The organism is Variovorax glacialis, assembly GCF_051216375.1.
Lineage (GTDB): Bacteria > Pseudomonadota > Gammaproteobacteria > Burkholderiales > Burkholderiaceae_C > Variovorax.
The window spans coordinates 283,639-299,458 of record NZ_JBPJZT010000005.1 but is presented as its reverse complement, the minus strand read 5'-3'; the positions used below and the strand labels follow the sequence as shown (position 1 = coordinate 299,458).

Here is a 15,820-nt window from a genome sequence, read left to right as displayed (position 1 = left end):
ATTGCCGGCGCCTTCGCTTTTTCTCTACAGATAACGACATTCGCGCAGTGACCTCAACTTCCACCAAGCCTCACGACATCCAGTCCCTCGACACGTTGACCGGCGGCGCGTTCACTGCGCCGACGTCCGGCGAGCGCGCCCAGCGCATCCGCGACTGGCTCGCGAGCAACCCGGCGATCGAGCAGGTGCAGAACGTGTTCAAGGAAATGAGCGGACGTGACAAGGGGGCCGCGCGCCCGCTGCGCGAAAAGCTCGACGAACAGCGACGCGCCAAGGACCAGGAGGCCATCGCCGTCGAATGGGCGCACAAGGCGGAGGCCTTGCTGGCGCAGCCCAAGCTCAACATCGCCGACGCGCTCGCCTGGCAGCGCGACGCGGCCAAGGCCGGGGCGCCGCTGTCGCGCGAGCCGCTGGCGGGGTTCAAGACCCGGCTGGCAGAGCGGGTGAAGGGCATCGAGGACTTGCAGCACCGCGCGCAGGTCCATCGCGAAGCCGCCGTGCTGCTGGCGCAGCGCTTCGAGGTGCTGTCGACCAAGAGCTGGCGCGACGCGCAGGCCGCGGAGGAATCGCTGCGCGCCGACGTCGCGCACTGGCAGCAGCAGGCCGCCGAGATTGCCTCGGACGGCAATTGGAGCAGCCTTGACGCGCGCTTCGCGCCGCAGCTCGAATCCTCCAAGGCGCAACTGCTGGTGGTGTCCGATGCATTCCACGCCGCGCTCGCCCAGGCGCAGGCCGCTGCCGCAGACGCTGCGGCGCCGTTGCCGCCCGTGCCCGTTTGGGCCGACGAATTGCGCGTGGCGCGAGGAGGTGCGCCCGAAGCCGCGCCCGCGCCTGCACAGAAGCCAGCCGCACCCAAGGTCGACCCTGAAAAGCGCGCCGCCGCGCAGGACGCCGTGCAGGCCGCGCTCGCCAAGCTCGAACAGGAAACCGCCGAAGGGCACGGCAAGGCCAGCGCCGGCGCTGCTGCCGCCTTGCGCACCGTGCTCAAGGAGCACGGCAGGCTGGTCGATGCCGCCCTCGAAGCGCGTGTGCACGCCGCCCTCGTGGCCGCCGGCGAACTCGAAGGCTGGCAGCGCTGGAGTGCCGACAAGGTTCGCGAAGAACTCGTCGCCAAGGCCGAAGCCCTGCTGAAGCGTCCCGAGGGCCAGGCCCTGGGCGGCCGCAAGATGCAGGAAACCCTGCGCACCTTGCGCGAGCAGTGGAAACAGTCTGACCAGGGCGGCGTGCCCAACCACGCGCTCTGGAAGCGCTTCGACGAAGCCTGCAATGAAGCCCACAAGGTCGTCGAGGCCTGGCTGGAAAAGGTCCGTGCGGACGCGGCCGAGCACCGGGCCCAGCGCCTTGCCCTGATCGAAGAGGTGAAGGCCTGGGCCGCCGAGCACGCGCAGGGGTCCGACCTGAAGGCGCACAACCGCGCGCTGCATCAGTTCGCCGATCGCTGGCGCGACGCCGGGCACGTCGGCGAGAAAGTGTTTGCCGAGCTCCAGACGCAGTGGAATGAAGTCTTCGGCGCGGCGCGCGCGCCCTTCGAGGCCGCGCAGAAGGCCAGCGTGGAGCGACGTCAGGCCATGATCGCCGAGGCGACGGAACTCGGCGCCGCCCCGATGCTGCGCATCGACGCCGTCAAGGCGCTGCAGCAGCGCTGGCAGGCGGAGGCACAGTCCGTGCCGCTCGATCGCCGCCACGAACAGAAGATGTGGGACGCCTTCCGCGCACCGATCGACGAGGCCTTCAACCGCAAGAGTGCCGAGCGCGAAAAGGCATCGGCCGCAATGAGCGAGCACGACCGTCACGTGTTGAATGCATCGAAGGCACTCGAGGCCGCCAACAGCACGGGCGATGTGCAGAAGATCCGCGCCGCGATGGCCCAGTTGGAAGGCGCGCTGCGTGGCGAGGCGCCGCCGCCTGCCCCCAAGACCGCGTCCGCGGAGCCGGCGCAGGCGGTGCAAGCCGACGGTCCCGCCGTAGGTGCGACCGAAGTGGTGGCCCCCGGGCAGGCAGCGGCCGAATTCAGCGAGAGCGCCGGGCAATCGCCTGCGCCCGAAGATGCCGAGGTGATGCCGGCCGCCGTGCCGCCCGGGGCCGCCGCGTCCGATGCCAGTCTGGTCGCGCCTGCGGATGGCGCCGACCCGTCGGCGCGCTCCGATGTCGAGGCGGTCGAAGAGGCCAGCCCTGCGCCCGCCGCTCCGCCCAAGCCAGCGCCGAAGCCGGTGATCGCCGTGCGTGGCGACGACCGGCCCGGCAACAAGAAGGCCGAAGCGGTACCTGCCGGGCGAGGCGGAAAGTTCGGGGATCGTCGCGACAGCCGCGGTGCCCCCGGCGGCCCGGGAGGCCGCCCCGGCGACCGGACGCCGCGTCCTGGCGAGCGCGGAGATCGCGGTACACCGGCCGGTGGCCGCTTCGGCGATCGCCCGCCGCGCTTCGAAGACCGCGGACCTCGTCTTGGCGATGCCGCCTTCCGAGCACAACGCGAAGCGCTCGAACGTGCCGACCTTGCGCTGCGCAAGCTCGCGGCGCAGGCCCATGGCGAAGCGCTGACGCAGGTGCTTGGCGCGTGGGAGAAGCGGGACGCGGCGCAGCTGCCGAGCGTCCAGGAACTGGGCCGCGCGGTTTCTCCGGCTGTTCGTACCAGCTGGTCGCAAGCGCTGGGTTCCGCGCCATCAGCGCAGGCCGACGATGCGGCCGAAGCATTGCTGCGTCTGGAAATGGCGGCAGAGGTGCCGACGCCCGCCGAGCAACTGGAAGCGCGTCGCGCGTTGCAGCTCAAGCTGCTGACGCGGCGCGGCGATCCGGCGCCTGCCCAGACCTGGGGCCAGGACGCGGGCAAGGTGCTCGCGGCGCCGCACGATGCGGCTTCGGCGCGTCGTCTGCAGAACGCACTCAAGGCGCTGCTGCGCAAGTGATCCTCGCCTGGCCTGCCTTTCGGGGCTGGCCAGCGATCACGCCTCGGCAGCTGGCGTGAAGAACTCGTCGAACATCGCCACCATCTCCGGGAAGTCGGCTTCCAGGCTGGCGCGATTCACGAAGTAGGCCTCGCAGGCGACTGCGAAGAATTCGCCGGTCGACTGCGCACCGTAGGCATCGAGCCACGGCGGTTCGCCCCCGAAACGTTCGGCCAATATGGTCTGCTCGCGAAAAGCATCGTAGGCCGGCTGCAGCACGGCGAACCATGCTGCGCGCGCCTCCCGCGAATTCGATGTCCCCCGGAAGCCGGGCGGCAGGGGCGGACAACCATCGACGGCCCCGCCGCCGCGCATGTCGATCTTGTGGGCGAATTCATGGATCACGACGTTGTAGCCTTCGGCGCGCGTGACGCTGCTTGCGAGCACGTCCTGCCAGCTCAACATCACCGGCCCGCGCTCCATGGCTTCGCCGGCCACGACCTCTTCGTATTCATGGACCACCCCAGTGGTGTCGGTCGTCTTGCGAAGCGCCACGGCCTCGGAGGGATGCACCACGATTCCGACGAAATCGTCGTACCAGCCGAGCCCGCCTTTCAGATGCAGGACCGGGAGCACCGCTTGCGCTGCCACGGCCAGCGCGACTTCGTCGGTGATGACGAAGTCATGCGCGCCATGAAAGCGCTTGTCCCGGAGGAATTCGGCGGCCAACGCCCGCAGGCGCTCCACATCGGCCGCCGGGCGTTCGCCGAGAAAGCGGTAGCGCGCGAGGGTTGCCTGCCAGGCGGCGTCGGGAATTTGGGGTGGCGCGCGCAGGCTGCGCAGCCAGGAGAACATCAGCGCAGGTCGACGCGCTTCGCGCCGGCACTCGAAAGGCACAGCAACTGCGCGCGTGCCGGATGGGCCACGACGTCCCAGTCGCTCAGGACGATGCGTTCGAGTCCGTCACCGAGCGCGTGCGTGGCGGGCTTGTGGGTATGGCCGTGCACGAGCGTGGTCGCGCCGGCCTGGCGCAGCCAGTCGCGGGCGGCCCCCGCATCGACATCGGCCCAGACCATGCCGGGGCTCTGCTTGCGGTCTTCGCTCTGCGCGCGAACCGAGCGCGCCAGGGTGCGGCGCTCTTCCATCGGACGGGCGAGCACCGCTTCCTTCCAGGCCGGCGTGCGCACCTGGGCGCGGAATCGCAGGTACTCCGTGTCTTCGAGACAGAGGGCGTCCCCGTGGCTGAGCAGCCAGCGCTTGTCGTGCAGGACCAGTACGGTGGGATCGTCGAGGAGCGTCAAACCGGACTGGGCTGCGAAGGCCTCACCGACCAGGAAGTCGCGGTTGCCGTGCATGAAGAAGATCGGGCGTCGCGCCGCCGCGATCCGCAAGATCTCCGCGCACTGGGCCTCGAAGCCGGGCAGGGTGGCGGCATCGTCGCCGATCCAGACCTCGAACAGGTCGCCGAGGATGAAGATCGCATCGGCCGGCGTCGTTTCGAGATAGCCCTGCCAGGCACCGAAGGTCGCCGGCTCCGACGCCTGCAGATGAAGGTCGGAGATGAGGTCGACCGTCCGCCAGCCTGCAGGAGCGACGATCTCGGCGAACGCCACGATGCGCGGGCTCAGCTCTTGACGACGGCCTTCTCGATCACGACGTCCTCGAGCGGCACGTCGTCATGGAAGCCCTTGCGACCGGTCTTCACGGCCTTGATCTTGTCGACCACTTCCTTGCCGTCGACGACCTTGCCGAACACGGCGTAGCCCCAGCCCTGCGCCGAAGGCGCCGTGTGGTTCAGGAAGCCGTTGTCGGCCACGTTGATGAAGAACTGCGCGGTGGCCGAGTGGGGCGCGCTCGTGCGTGCCATGGCCACGGTGTAGTTGTCGTTCTTGAGGCCGTTGTTCGCTTCGTTCTGGATCTCTGCGCCGGTCGGCTTCTGCGACATGCCGGGTTCAAATCCGCCGCCTTGCACCATGAAGCCGGGGATGACGCGGTGGAACACGGTGTTGTCGTAGTGGCCCTTGGTCACGTACTCGATGAAGTTGGCGACCGACTTGGGCGCCTTGTCCTGGTCGAGTTCGAGCGTGATGACGCCCTGGCCCTTGATGTGCAGTTCGACTTGCGGGTTGCTCATGAGGATTCCTTTGAATTAGTTCGCCACGGTGGCGGACAGGATGGTGATGGTTTCGAGCGGCACGTCCTGCATGCCGCCCTTGTTGCCCGTGCGCGCAGCACGGATTTTGTCGACGACCTCGGTGCCGGAGACGACCTTGCCGAACACGGTGTAGCCGTAGCCGTCCGGGTTGGGCGCGTCGAGCCGTCCGTTGTCGACGACGTTGATGAAGAACTGCGATGTGGCCGAGTTCGGATCGGAAGTGCGGGCCATGGCCACCGTGTACTTCGCGTTCTTGAGGCCGTTCTTCGCCTCCAGCGGGATCGGCGCGCGCGTCGGCTTCTGCTTCATGTCGGGCGTGAAGCCGCCGCCCTGGATCATGAAGCCGTCGATGACGCGGTGGAACACCGTGCCGTCGTAGTGCTTGTCCTTGACGTACTGCAGGAAGTTGTCGACTGTCTTCGGCGCCTTGTCGGGCGCGAGTTCGATCACGATGTCGCCGGCCGAGGTGGCGAGCTTCACGCGGGGCGCGGTCTGGGCCCAACTGGCGGTTGCCGCAATGGCCAGCGCGGAGGCCAGGACCAGCGCCGTACGGCGCGAAAAGGCTTGAAGTGTCACAGGAAGATCGCTTTCGACAAGGGATGCGCCGCAGCGCGGTCTGCACGTGCTTTACTGTCGCACGGGCTTGCGATTGGCAGGCGCCGCCGGCGGTAGCGCGTTGGACGTCGGCGTGCTGAACACCTGGCGGATCAGCGCGAGCTTGGGCGGCACGGTCGCATTGCCGGTCTCGAGCTGCTGCGCCTTGGTGTAGGACTGGGCGGCCAGGCGCGCATAGATGTCGCCGAGGTTCTCGTGCGCGGTGGCGTAGTCGGGGTTGAGCTTGATCGCCATCTCGAGTGCGGCGCGGGCCTTGTCGAACTGGCTTTGCGCCGCGTAGAGTGCTGCGAGGTTGTTGTAGGGCTCGGGCAGTTCCGGGAAATCCTGCGTCAGCTGCGTGAAGACCGCAATGGCCTCGGTCTGCTTGCCTTGCTCGGTCAGGATGACGCCGCGCAGGAAGCGCATCTGGGGATCGCGCGGCTTGCCTGCGATGTAGGCATCGGCCTTGGCGAGTGCCTCGTCGGCCTTGCCTTGGCGCAGCAGCGCGTTGACGTCGGAATAGTCGTCCGCATGTGCCGCGCCGATCGTGAGAGCCAGGAGCAGGGCCGGGAAAATACGGAGAATCGATGAGATGGAGAAAGCGGCGTGCTGCATGAAGCCTCGAAAGGAAGAGAGGGCGCGGGCCTTCGTAAACACGCGGAAAATATCCGTCGGTGGCCGTTTATACTGCGAAGGATTGTAGCCGAGGGGCCACGTCCAGCCTCCCGTCGCCACACCACTTCCACCCCTGAAAAACCCGCTGTCCTTCGCCCGTTTTCGCACGCGCGCGAACCGACGTTTTCCGAGCCCCATGAGTCTTCGCATCTACAACACGCTCTCGCGTGAACTGGAGGAATTCAGCCCTCTGCAACCCGGCAGGGTGCGCATGTACGTGTGCGGAATGACGGTGTACGACTACTGCCACCTGGGTCACGCCCGCTCGATGATCGCGTTCGACGTGGTCCAGCGCTGGCTCAAGACATCCGGGCTTGCGGTCGACTACGTCCGCAACATCACCGACATCGACGACAAGATCATCCGCCGCGCCGTCGAGAACAACGAGAGCATCCGTGCGCTCACCGACCGGATGATCGCCGCCTTGCACGAAGATGCCGACGCCCTCGGGATCGAGCGGCCTACCCACGAGCCGCGCGCGACGGAGTTCATTCCGCAGATGCTGTCGATGATCGCCACGCTGGAGCAGAAGGGGCTCGCCTACCGCTCGCCGAACGGCGACGTGAACTATGCGGTGCGCAAGTTTCCCGGCTACGGCAAGTTGAGCGGCAAGACGCTCGACGAGCTTCACGCCGGCGAGCGCGTCGCGGTGCTCGACGGCAAGGACGATCCTCTCGACCCGGTGCTCTGGAAGAGTGCCAAGCCCACCGAGCCGGAGGAGGTCAAGTGGGCCAGCGAATTCGGACCCGGGCGACCCGGCTGGCACATCGAGTGCTCGGCCATGGCGTGCGATCTCCTGGGCGAGACCCTCGACATCCACGGCGGCGGCGCCGACCTGCAGTTTCCGCATCACGAGAACGAGATTGCGCAAAGTGAAGGCGCCAACGGCAAGCCGCTGGCGCGCATGTGGATGCACAACGGCTTCATCAACATCGACGACGAGAAGATGTCCAAGAGCCTGGGCAACTTCTTCCTGATCCGCGATGTGCTGAAGAAATACGACGCCGAGACCGTCCGGTTCTTCGTCGTGCGCGCCCACTACCGCAGCCCGCTCAACTACAGCGACGTGCACCTCGACGATGCGCGCAATTCGCTCAAGCGCCTGTACACCGCGCTGCACCTGGCGGCGCCGGCGCAGGTGGCAATCGACTGGCGCAATTCGTACGCCGCGCGCTTCAAGGCGGCCATGGACGAGGACTTCGGCACGCCCGAAGCCGTGGCGGTGCTGTTCGACCTTGCCGGCGAGGTCAATCGCACGAAATCGTCCGAGTCGGCCGGCCTGCTGAAGGCCCTGGGCGCCTGCGTCGGCCTCCTTCAAGCCGACCCTCAGGGTTTCCTGCAGGCGGGAACGACGCTGGACGAGGCCACCATCCAGGCCATGATCCAGCAGCGCGCCGACGCGAAGGCGGCAAAGAACTTCGCAGAAGCCGACCGCATCCGTAACGAGTTGCTGACGCAAGGCATCGTGCTGAAGGACTCGCCCACCGGCACGACATGGACGTCGGCCAAGTGAACGCGGCGAGAACGACAGGCGTGGCCAAGGAACCGATCGTCCAGGTCTTCACGCCGGACTACTGGGAAGAAGCCTGCAAGCACCTTGCCAAGAAGGATCGCGTCATGAAGCGGCTCATTCCCCGCTTTGGCGACGCCTGCCTCGAATCGCGCGGCGATGCGTTCACCACGCTCGCCCGCAGCATCGTCGGCCAGCAGATCTCGGTGAAGGCGGCACAGTCCGTCTGGGATCGCTTTGCCGAACTGCCGCGCAAGATGACGCCGGCCAGCGTGCTGAAGCTCAAGGTCGACGACATGCGCGCAGCAGGGCTTTCGGCGCGCAAGGTCGAGTATCTCGTCGACCTGGCCCTTCATTTCGATTCGGGCGCGGTGCACGTCAATGCGTGGGAAAACATGTCCGACGAGATGATCATCGCGGAGCTTGTCGCGATCCGGGGCATCGGCCGCTGGACCGCCGAGATGTTCCTGATTTTTCATCTCATGCGGCCCAATGTGCTGCCCCTGGACGACCTTGGGCTCATCAATGGCATCAGCCAGAACTATTTTTCGGGCGACCCGGTGAGCCGCAGCGACGCGCGCGAGGTGGCGGTTGCCTGGGCCCCTTACTGCAGCGTCGCGACTTGGTATATTTGGCGATCGCTCGACCCGCTACCGGTCGCATACTGAATAACAGGAGAAGACGTTGGCGAAACGAACCTTCCTCGACTTCGAGCAGCCCGTCGCTGAACTCGAAAGCAAGATTGAAGAGCTGCGCTATGTCCAGACCGAATCCGCGGTCGACATTTCGGAAGAAATCGATCAGCTCGGCAAGAAAAGCCTGCAGCTCACCAAGGACATCTACAGCGACCTGACGCCCTGGCAGATCACCAAGATCGCCCGTCATCCCGAGCGCCCCTACACGCTTGACTACGTCAACGAGATCTTCACGGACTTCGTCGAACTCCACGGCGATCGTCACTTTGCGGATGACCTGTCCATCGTTGGCGGCCTCGCGCGCTTCAACGGCACGCCCTGCATGGTGCTCGGCCACCAGAAGGGCCGCGACACCAAGGAGCGCACCGCACGCAACTTCGGCATGAGCAAGCCCGAGGGCTACCGCAAGGCGCTGCGGCTGATGAAGACGGCCGAGAAGTTCAAGCTGCCGGTGTTCACCTTCGTCGACACGCCCGGCGCCTATCCGGGCATTGACGCCGAGGAGCGCGGCCAGTCCGAGGCCATCGGCCGCAACATCTTCGAAATGGCGCAGCTCGAGGTGCCGATCATCGTCACCATCATCGGCGAGGGCGGCTCCGGCGGCGCGCTGGCGATTTCGGTGGGCGACCAGGTGCTGATGCTGCAGTACTCGGTCTACTCCGTGATCAGCCCGGAAGGGTGCGCTTCGATCCTCTGGAAGACCAGCGACAAGGCACAGGAAGCCGCGGATGCGCTCGGCATCACCGCGCACCGCCTCAAGGCGCTGGGCCTGGTCGACAAGATCGTCAACGAGCCCGTCGGCGGATCGCACCGCGACCACCGGCAAATGGCCGCGTTCCTCAAGCGCGCGTTGAACGATGCTTTCCGCCAGGTAGGCGACCTGCCGGTGAAGGAACTGCTCAACCGCCGCTACGAGCGTCTGCAAAGCTACGGCCGCTTCGCCGACACCAAGGCCGACAACGGCAAGTGAACGCCGGGCGGGCCGTGGCCTGCCTCGCGTTGTGTCTCCCGATGGAAAATCCTGTCGCCCATGCACTGGCATCCTGGGCGGCTCCGTTGCCGCTGGGCGTCGCGTACAGCGGCGGCGCGGACTCCACCGCTCTCCTGCACGCAGCCGCGCACCGCTGGCCGGGGCAGGTGCATGCGCTTCATGTGCATCACGGCCTCCAGCGTGCCGCGGATAACTTCGAGGCGCACTGCGCGGCCACCTGCGCGCTGCTGGAGGTTCCGCTGCATGTGGGGCGTGTCGATGCCCGCCATGCGCCCGGCGAAAGTCCCGAGGATGCCGCGCGTCGTGCGCGCTATGTGACGCTGGCGGAACTGGCCCGTGCGCACGGCCTGCAGCACATCGTGCTGGCGCAGCACGCCGATGACCAGGTCGAGACGATGCTCATCGCACTCAGCCGCGGTGCCGGTCTCGATGGATTGGCCGGCATGCCGAGGCAGATGCGCCGCCACGGCATCGACTTCCATCGGCCGATGCTCGACGCTCATGCGGCCGCGCTGCGCGAGTGGATCGCCGACAGTCGCACGCCCCACATCGACGATCCGAGCAACGCCGACCCGCGCTACACGCGCAATCGCATTCGCGAGCAGGTTCTGCCGGCCCTGGCGGCGGCCTTGCCGCAATTCCGCGAGACATTTGCGCGTTCGGCACGCAATGCGGCGAAGGCATCGGCCTTGCTCTCCGACCTGGGCGCCAGGGACATGGTCGAAGCGGGCTCTCCGCCCGCCCTGTCGGTGTTGCGCGCGTTGCCCCGAGAACGGTTGGCCAATGCACTGCGCCACTGGCTGAAGCGCGATCACGGCGCGGTGCCCAGCGAGGCGCAGCTCGATCAGCTCCTCGACCAGATCGCCGCATGCGCGACACGGGGCCACCGCATCAGCCTGAAGATCGCCGCGGGCAGGGTGGAGCGGGAGGGTGACACGCTGCGTTGGTACAATGCTTCGCCCTTGCCGTAGCCCGCAGACTTTGCGCTGATGTGGCGTCGACGGGCGCACGAACGCCGCTGCCGGCTGGTACTGCGGCGTACGAACTCTTCTCTTTGACTTCACCCATGGCATTGATCGTTCACAAATACGGCGGCACGTCGATGGGCTCGACCGAGCGCATCCGAAATGTCGCCAAGCGCGTTGCCAAGTGGGCGCGCGCAGGCCACCAGATGGTGGTGGTTCCAAGTGCCATGAGCGGCGAGACCAATCGCCTGCTCGGCCTCGCCAAGGAACTCGCTCCGAACAAACCCGGCGACGACCACAACCGCGAACTCGACATGCTGGCATCCACCGGCGAACAGGCGTCGTCGGCCCTGCTGGCGATTGCGCTGCAGGCCGAGGGCCTCCAGGCCGTCAGCTACGCCGGTTGGCAAGTCCAGGTGAAAACCGACAGCGCCTTCACGAAGGCTCGCATCGAGAGCATCGACGACGAGCGCGTCCGCGCCGACCTCGACGCCGGCAAGGTGGTGGTCATCACCGGCTTCCAGGGCGTGGACGACAGCGGCAACATCACCACGCTGGGGCGCGGCGGCAGCGACACCTCCGCGGTCGCCGTCGCGGCGGCGATGAAGGCCAGCGAGTGCCTGATCTACACCGACGTCGACGGTGTCTACACCACCGACCCGCGCGTCGAGCCCGACGCCCGCCGCCTGGCCACCGTGAGCTTCGAGGAAATGCTCGAAATGGCGAGCCTGGGCTCCAAGGTGCTGCAGATTCGCTCGGTCGAGTTTGCCGGCAAGTACAAGGTGCCCCTGCGCGTGCTGTCGAGCTTCACGCCCTGGGACATCGACATCAACGAAGAAGCCAAGTCCGGCACGCTGATCACTTTCGAGGAAGACGAAAACATGGAACAAGCCGTCGTATCCGGCATTGCGTTCAATCGCGACGAAGCCAAGATTTCCGTGCTCGGCGTGCCCGACAAGCCGGGCATCGCCTACCACATCCTCGGCGCCATCGCCGACGCGAACATCGAGGTCGATGTGATCATCCAGAACCTGAGCAAGGACGGCCGGACCGACTTCAGCTTCACGGTCCACCGCAACGACTACGCGAAGGCGGTCGACCTGCTCAAGGCCAAGGTGCTGCCCACGCTGGGCGAAGCCGACATCGTGGGCGACACCAAGATCTGCAAGGTCAGCATCGTCGGCATCGGCATGCGCAGCCACGTCGGCGTGGCGAGCAAGATGTTCCGCGTGTTGAGCGAGGAGGGCATCAACATCCAGATGATCTCCACCAGCGAGATCAAGACCTCGGTGGTGATCGACGAGAAGTACATGGAGCTCGCCGTGCGCGCGCTGCACAAAGCTTTCGATCTGGATCAACCTGCCGCCTGAAGGTGGCATAATCGACGGCTCAGGAACTGTGACCGAGTGGCCGAAGGTGCTCCCCTGCTAAGGGAGTATGGGGTGTAGAGCCTCATCGAGGGTTCGAATCCCTCCGGTTCCGCCAATACCGGTTCTGGCAAGCCAGAATCTGAAAAGCCCGATAGATCATTGATCTTTCGGGCTTTTTGTTTGGTCGCTGGGGGTCGCTCAGCGGCGATGGCGGTCGGTCAGATCCCTGCACTGGTCGATAACGGTGATCGATTCCTCGATCCGCTGTGCGATCTCCTCGTGAAGAAACCTGGGTGGCCGGCTGATCGCGACCATCATCAGGATCCCTGCGCCCACGGCCGAAAACAGTCCTGCAAAAAGCTCAAGCTGGGTGAATACGTTCATGGCAACAGTCTCCCCGTCCTGACTCTCGGCTTCAATACGCCGTTTGGAGCGGGTGCCCGTCGGACGTCGCCTACGGAGCGCGATTTTTCAGAGAAGCTGCGACAGGAGCACGGCTGCGCCGCCGAGCGAAATCGCGTAGCCGACCATTCGTTGGAACTGCTTCATTTCTGGACTCCATGTGAGAAGCCTCCATGGTGCCACCCACGGGTCTGCCGCGCGCATCGGCATTTCAATGGCGGCGATGGCTGTTCCCTATTCGACGACAAGCCCCTTCAACGCCGGATCGGAAGGCGGTACCTCCAGCTTCATCTCCTTCAGCGTCTTGACGAGCAGGCGGGCGATCATGAAATTGCGGTGGCGCTTGCTGTCCGCCGGCACCACGTACCAGGGGGCGTAGGGCGTCGACGTCGCCGTGAGGGCGTTGTCATAGGCCCGTTCATACGCGTCCCATTTCTTGCGAACGGCAAGATCATCCATGGAGAACTTCCAGTGCTTGCCCGGGTCGTCGATCCGCGCCTGCAGGCGTTCCCGCTGCTCGTCCTTGCTGATGTGCAGCATGCACTTGATGATGACCGTCCCCGTCTCCGTCAGCAGCCGCTCGAAGTCGTTGATCTGGGCATAGCGGCGCCGGGTCTCGGCCTTGTCGATCCAGCCTTCGACCACCGGCACCAGCACGTCTTCATAGTGGCTTCGGTTCCACACCATGATCTCGCCCGTGCGCGGCACTACTGCGTGGCAGCGCCAGAGGTAGTCGTGCGCGCGCTCCTCGTCGCTGGGCGCCTTGAAAGCGGTCACCCGAACGCCGAGCGGCGATGTCCGCGAGAACACCCATCGGATGGTGCCGTCCTTGCCGCTGGTGTCGAGGCCCTGCAGCACCAGCAGCAGCTTGCGTCGACCCTCGGCGTGCAGGAGGTTCTGGAGTTCGTCAAGTTCGATGGCCAGCGCATCGAGCCGTTCCGGCTGGGCGGACTCGGGGCCCTCCAGGAAGGGCGTTTCCGCCGGGTCGACCTTCGAGAGCCTGAATTTGCTGCCGACGCGGTATTTCTTGAAACTGGCCATGGGAGGAGGTTCCTATTGGTCGTCGGGATCGAGCGAAGCGCTCCAGCGGTTGTCCCAATCGCCGCGGCGCACGCCATCGAGGTCGCGCCGGTCGCGCTTGGTGGGGCGCCCCTGCTCGATGCTCAACGCAGGCTCGCTGCCAAGGCGGCGTTGCTCGCGCGCTGCGGCTTGCGCGGCGAGGCTTTCGGGCGTCTCTTCGTAAAGCTGCTGCGCGACGGGTGCCGGGCCGCGCTGTCCGCTGATGCCTCGGACGAGCACCACGCGCGTGATCCCACCGAGCCGTATTGACACCGTGTCTCCCGCCTTGACTTCGCGCGAGGCCTTGGCGACGTCGCCGTTGACCTCCACGCGGTTCTTGCCGATCTCGTCGGCAGCCAGCGACCGCGTCTTGAAGAAGCGTGCGGCCCAGAGCCATTTGTCGATACGAAGACGATCCATGTTTCAGCGATTGTCGCGCGCCAGAGGGAGCTTGACGACAGCCTCGAGCCCGACGATCTGTCCGCCGGATACCCGGTTGTCGAGGGCGATGCTTCCGCCCAGCGCCAGCACGATCTCGTGGCAGATGGCGAGACCCAGTCCCGAGCCGCTCGTGACGTCCCCGGCCGCGAAGGGCGCGAACAGCCGTTGCCGCAGTTCGTCGGAAATGCCACGGCCATCGTCGCTGACGGTGAGCAGGGCCTCGTCGCCATTCGCCTGCACGCGCACCACCAGCGCCGCGCCGTGCGGGCTGTGCTTGATGGCGTTGTGCAGAAGGTTGCGCGTGAGTTCCTGCAGCATCCACCGATGCGCTCGGACCCGCACCGGCGCCGGGGCGGTGGAGAGTTCGAAGTCAAGCGCCTTGTCCGCCACGAGCGGCGAGAGGTCGAGCGCGATGTCGCGCACCGTCTCGCCGAGGTCGAGCGTCGCGGATTCGGGCTGCTGGCGCAGCTGCTCGACCTTCGCAAGGGAAAGCATCTGGTTCGCCAGCGTGGTGGCTCGGTCGACGGTCTCGTTGATCTCGCCGAGCGCCTGTCCGGCCGGCACGTCGCCGCGGCGCGCGGACTGCACCTGGGCCTTGAGCACCGCCAGCGGCGTTCGGAGCTGGTGGGCGCTGTCCCGCACGAAGCGCTTCTGGTGGTCAAGAAGCCGGCGCAGGCGGCCCATGACCTGCGTCGTGGCGTCGATCAGCGGCCGGAGCTCCCTCGGTGCATCGGGTGCTTCGATCGGCGAGAGATCGTCCGCGGCACGGGACGCGATCGCTTCGCCCAATTCGCGCACGGGCCGGGTCGCGCGCTGCACGACGAGCACCGTGACGCCCGCGATCACCGCCAGCAGCACGAGCTGCCGCCACAGCGTATCGACGAGCAGCTTGCGCGCCAGTGTCTCGCGCAGCTCCAGGGTCTCCGCGACCTGCACCACGGCCATGCCGCGGCCGCGTGCGCTGGCGACGGGCTGCAGCAGCACGGCGACGCGAACGGGCATGCCGCGGAACTCGGCATCGTAGAAATCCACCAGCGCGGCATAGGGCGGCCGGTCGGGAAGTTTCCCGTGCCAGAAGGGCAATTCGACGAAGCCCGAAATCATCTGGCCGTCGAGCGCGGACACGCGGTAGTACATGCGGCTCTGGTTGTCGGCCTCGAAGGCCTCCAACGCGGAGTAGGGCACGATCGCGCGCAGCGAAGCCGCTTCGTCGTAGCCCTCCACGTCGAGCTGCTCTCCGATGGTCTTCGCCGAGGCGAGCAATGTGCGGTCATAGGCGGTAGTCGCGGCCGCGAGGCTCTGGCGGTAGACGCTCACGCTGTTGATCACGATGAACAACGCCACCGGCGCGAGGATGCCGAGCAGCAGCCTCGCGCGCAGCGAAGAGACGTGCCTCATGCGTCTTCGCGCAGGAGGTAGCCCAGCCCGCGCAGGGTCATCAGCGTGACGCCGGTGCCCGCGAGCTTTTTTCGAAGCCGGTAGACCACGACCTCGACGGCTTCGTACTGCACGTCCATCTCGCTCGGGAAGACCAGTTCGAACAGGCGTTCCTTGGAGACCGCGTGGCCCGGCTTGACCATCAGCGCCTTCAGCAGCGCCAGCTCCCGCGGCGTCAGTTCGAGCACCTGGGCACGATGGTAGATGGCGCCGCTGTCCGGTTCGTAGCGAAGGCCGCCAACTTCCTGCGGCCGTGGCGACGCATCGGTGCCGGCGTTCTGGTGGCGCCGGTTCAGCGCGCGGATGCGGGCCTCGAGTTCGTCCAGGTCGAAAGGCTTGGGCAGGTAGTCGTCGGCACCGGCATTGAGCCCGACGATGCGGTCGCCCACCGTGCCGCGCGCGGTCAACAGCAACACCGGCGTGCGCAGTCCGGCGGCGCGCGCCTGGGCCAGCACCTGCAGGCCGTCCAGGTTGGGAAGGCTGAGGTCGAGGGCCACCACGTCCGGTTCGAGCTCCCGCCATTGCGCGAGGGCCAGACCACCGTCCCCGCAGATGCGCACGTCGATCTGGCGGCGCCCGAGCGTGCGCTGCAAGGTCGTCTGCATGGACGGATCGTCTTCAACTAGCAGCAGCTTCATTCCGCG

At 66.5% G+C, this 15,820-nt stretch carries 16 protein-coding genes and 1 tRNA gene; 7 read left to right on the top strand and 10 right to left on the bottom strand.

Annotated features, from left to right (window positions below):
- Positions 1 to 47 precede the first annotated feature (47 nt).
- Positions 48 to 2,903 carry a DUF349 domain-containing protein gene (locus ACSFBL_RS16045; RefSeq protein ID WP_435516769.1) on the top strand — a complete coding sequence of 952 codons (2,856 nt, stop codon included), beginning with the start codon at positions 48 to 50 and terminating at the stop codon, positions 2,901 to 2,903.
- A 36-nt stretch (positions 2,904 to 2,939) separates the two neighbouring features.
- Here the strand turns inward: ACSFBL_RS16045 and ACSFBL_RS16040 are convergent, their stop codons facing one another.
- The 5 genes from ACSFBL_RS16040 to ACSFBL_RS16020 are packed head-to-tail and all read right to left on the bottom strand — an operon-like array spanning position 2,940 to position 6,246.
- Entirely contained in the window at positions 2,940 to 3,737 is a 798-nt protein-coding gene (locus tag ACSFBL_RS16040) for a M90 family metallopeptidase (RefSeq protein ID WP_435516768.1), read from the bottom strand.
- Positions 3,737 to 4,495, bottom strand: coding sequence for a UDP-2,3-diacylglucosamine diphosphatase (locus ACSFBL_RS16035; protein ID WP_435516767.1), 759 nt, complete (start codon positions 4,493 to 4,495; stop codon positions 3,737 to 3,739). Before ACSFBL_RS16035 ends, ACSFBL_RS16040 begins: the two co-directional genes overlap by 1 nt.
- 11 nt (positions 4,496 to 4,506) lie before the next feature.
- Positions 4,507 to 5,016, bottom strand: a complete 510-nt coding sequence (locus ACSFBL_RS16030) for a peptidylprolyl isomerase (RefSeq protein WP_435516766.1) — start codon at positions 5,014 to 5,016, stop codon at positions 4,507 to 4,509.
- A gap of 15 nt (positions 5,017 to 5,031) precedes the next feature.
- Positions 5,032 to 5,613: a peptidylprolyl isomerase gene (locus ACSFBL_RS16025; protein WP_435516765.1), complete on the bottom strand. Its 582-nt coding sequence runs from the start codon at positions 5,611 to 5,613 to the stop codon at positions 5,032 to 5,034.
- Between the two features lie 51 nt (positions 5,614 to 5,664).
- Complete coding sequence (locus tag ACSFBL_RS16020) at positions 5,665 to 6,246, bottom strand: tetratricopeptide repeat protein (RefSeq protein ID WP_435516764.1); 582 nt, start codon at positions 6,244 to 6,246, stop codon at positions 5,665 to 5,667.
- Between the two features lie 196 nt (positions 6,247 to 6,442).
- Here ACSFBL_RS16020 and cysS point away from each other — a divergent pair, with 196 nt between their 5' ends.
- The 6 genes from cysS (at position 6,443) to ACSFBL_RS15990 (ending at position 11,952) form a co-directional block, all read left to right on the top strand.
- Entirely contained in the window at positions 6,443 to 7,819 is a 1,377-nt protein-coding gene (gene cysS / locus ACSFBL_RS16015) for a cysteine--tRNA ligase (protein WP_435516763.1), read from the top strand.
- A gap of 20 nt (positions 7,820 to 7,839) precedes the next feature.
- Positions 7,840 to 8,484: a DNA-3-methyladenine glycosylase family protein gene (locus ACSFBL_RS16010; RefSeq protein ID WP_435516762.1), complete on the top strand. Its 645-nt coding sequence runs from the start codon at positions 7,840 to 7,842 to the stop codon at positions 8,482 to 8,484.
- Between the two features lie 16 nt (positions 8,485 to 8,500).
- Positions 8,501 to 9,481 (top strand): acetyl-CoA carboxylase carboxyltransferase subunit alpha, encoded by a 981-nt coding sequence (locus ACSFBL_RS16005; RefSeq protein ID WP_435516761.1) that lies wholly within the window; start codon positions 8,501 to 8,503, stop codon positions 9,479 to 9,481.
- A 41-nt stretch (positions 9,482 to 9,522) separates the two neighbouring features.
- Positions 9,523 to 10,473, top strand: coding sequence for a tRNA lysidine(34) synthetase TilS (gene tilS, locus ACSFBL_RS16000; RefSeq protein ID WP_435516760.1), 951 nt, complete (start codon positions 9,523 to 9,525; stop codon positions 10,471 to 10,473).
- 95 nt (positions 10,474 to 10,568) lie between these two features.
- On the top strand, positions 10,569 to 11,837 hold the full coding sequence (locus ACSFBL_RS15995) for an aspartate kinase (RefSeq protein ID WP_435516759.1): 1,269 nt from the start codon (positions 10,569 to 10,571) through the stop codon (positions 11,835 to 11,837).
- Positions 11,838 to 11,859: 22 nt separating this feature from the next.
- Positions 11,860 to 11,952 (top strand) — tRNA-Ser (locus ACSFBL_RS15990).
- Between the two features lie 83 nt (positions 11,953 to 12,035).
- Here ACSFBL_RS15990 and ACSFBL_RS15985 read toward each other — a convergent pair.
- The 5 genes from ACSFBL_RS15985 to ACSFBL_RS15965 all read right to left on the bottom strand — a co-directional run bounded on the left by ACSFBL_RS15985 (position 12,036) and on the right by ACSFBL_RS15965 (position 15,814).
- Positions 12,036 to 12,221: a hypothetical protein gene (locus ACSFBL_RS15985; RefSeq protein ID WP_435516758.1), complete on the bottom strand. Its 186-nt coding sequence runs from the start codon at positions 12,219 to 12,221 to the stop codon at positions 12,036 to 12,038.
- Positions 12,222 to 12,473: 252 nt separating this feature from the next.
- Positions 12,474 to 13,280 (bottom strand): polyphosphate kinase 2 family protein, encoded by an 807-nt coding sequence (locus ACSFBL_RS15980; RefSeq protein WP_435516757.1) that lies wholly within the window; start codon positions 13,278 to 13,280, stop codon positions 12,474 to 12,476.
- Between the two features lie 12 nt (positions 13,281 to 13,292).
- Positions 13,293 to 13,718 (bottom strand): RNA-binding S4 domain-containing protein, encoded by a 426-nt coding sequence (locus ACSFBL_RS15975; protein WP_435516756.1) that lies wholly within the window; start codon positions 13,716 to 13,718, stop codon positions 13,293 to 13,295.
- Positions 13,719 to 13,721: 3 nt separating this feature from the next.
- A complete protein-coding gene (locus tag ACSFBL_RS15970) occupies positions 13,722 to 15,137 on the bottom strand; it encodes a sensor histidine kinase (protein ID WP_435516755.1) in 1,416 nt (471 codons plus the stop codon).
- On the bottom strand, positions 15,134 to 15,814 hold the full coding sequence (locus ACSFBL_RS15965; RefSeq protein ID WP_435516754.1) for a response regulator: 681 nt from the start codon (positions 15,812 to 15,814) through the stop codon (positions 15,134 to 15,136). Before ACSFBL_RS15965 ends, ACSFBL_RS15970 begins: the two co-directional genes overlap by 4 nt.
- Positions 15,815 to 15,820 lie beyond the last annotated feature (6 nt).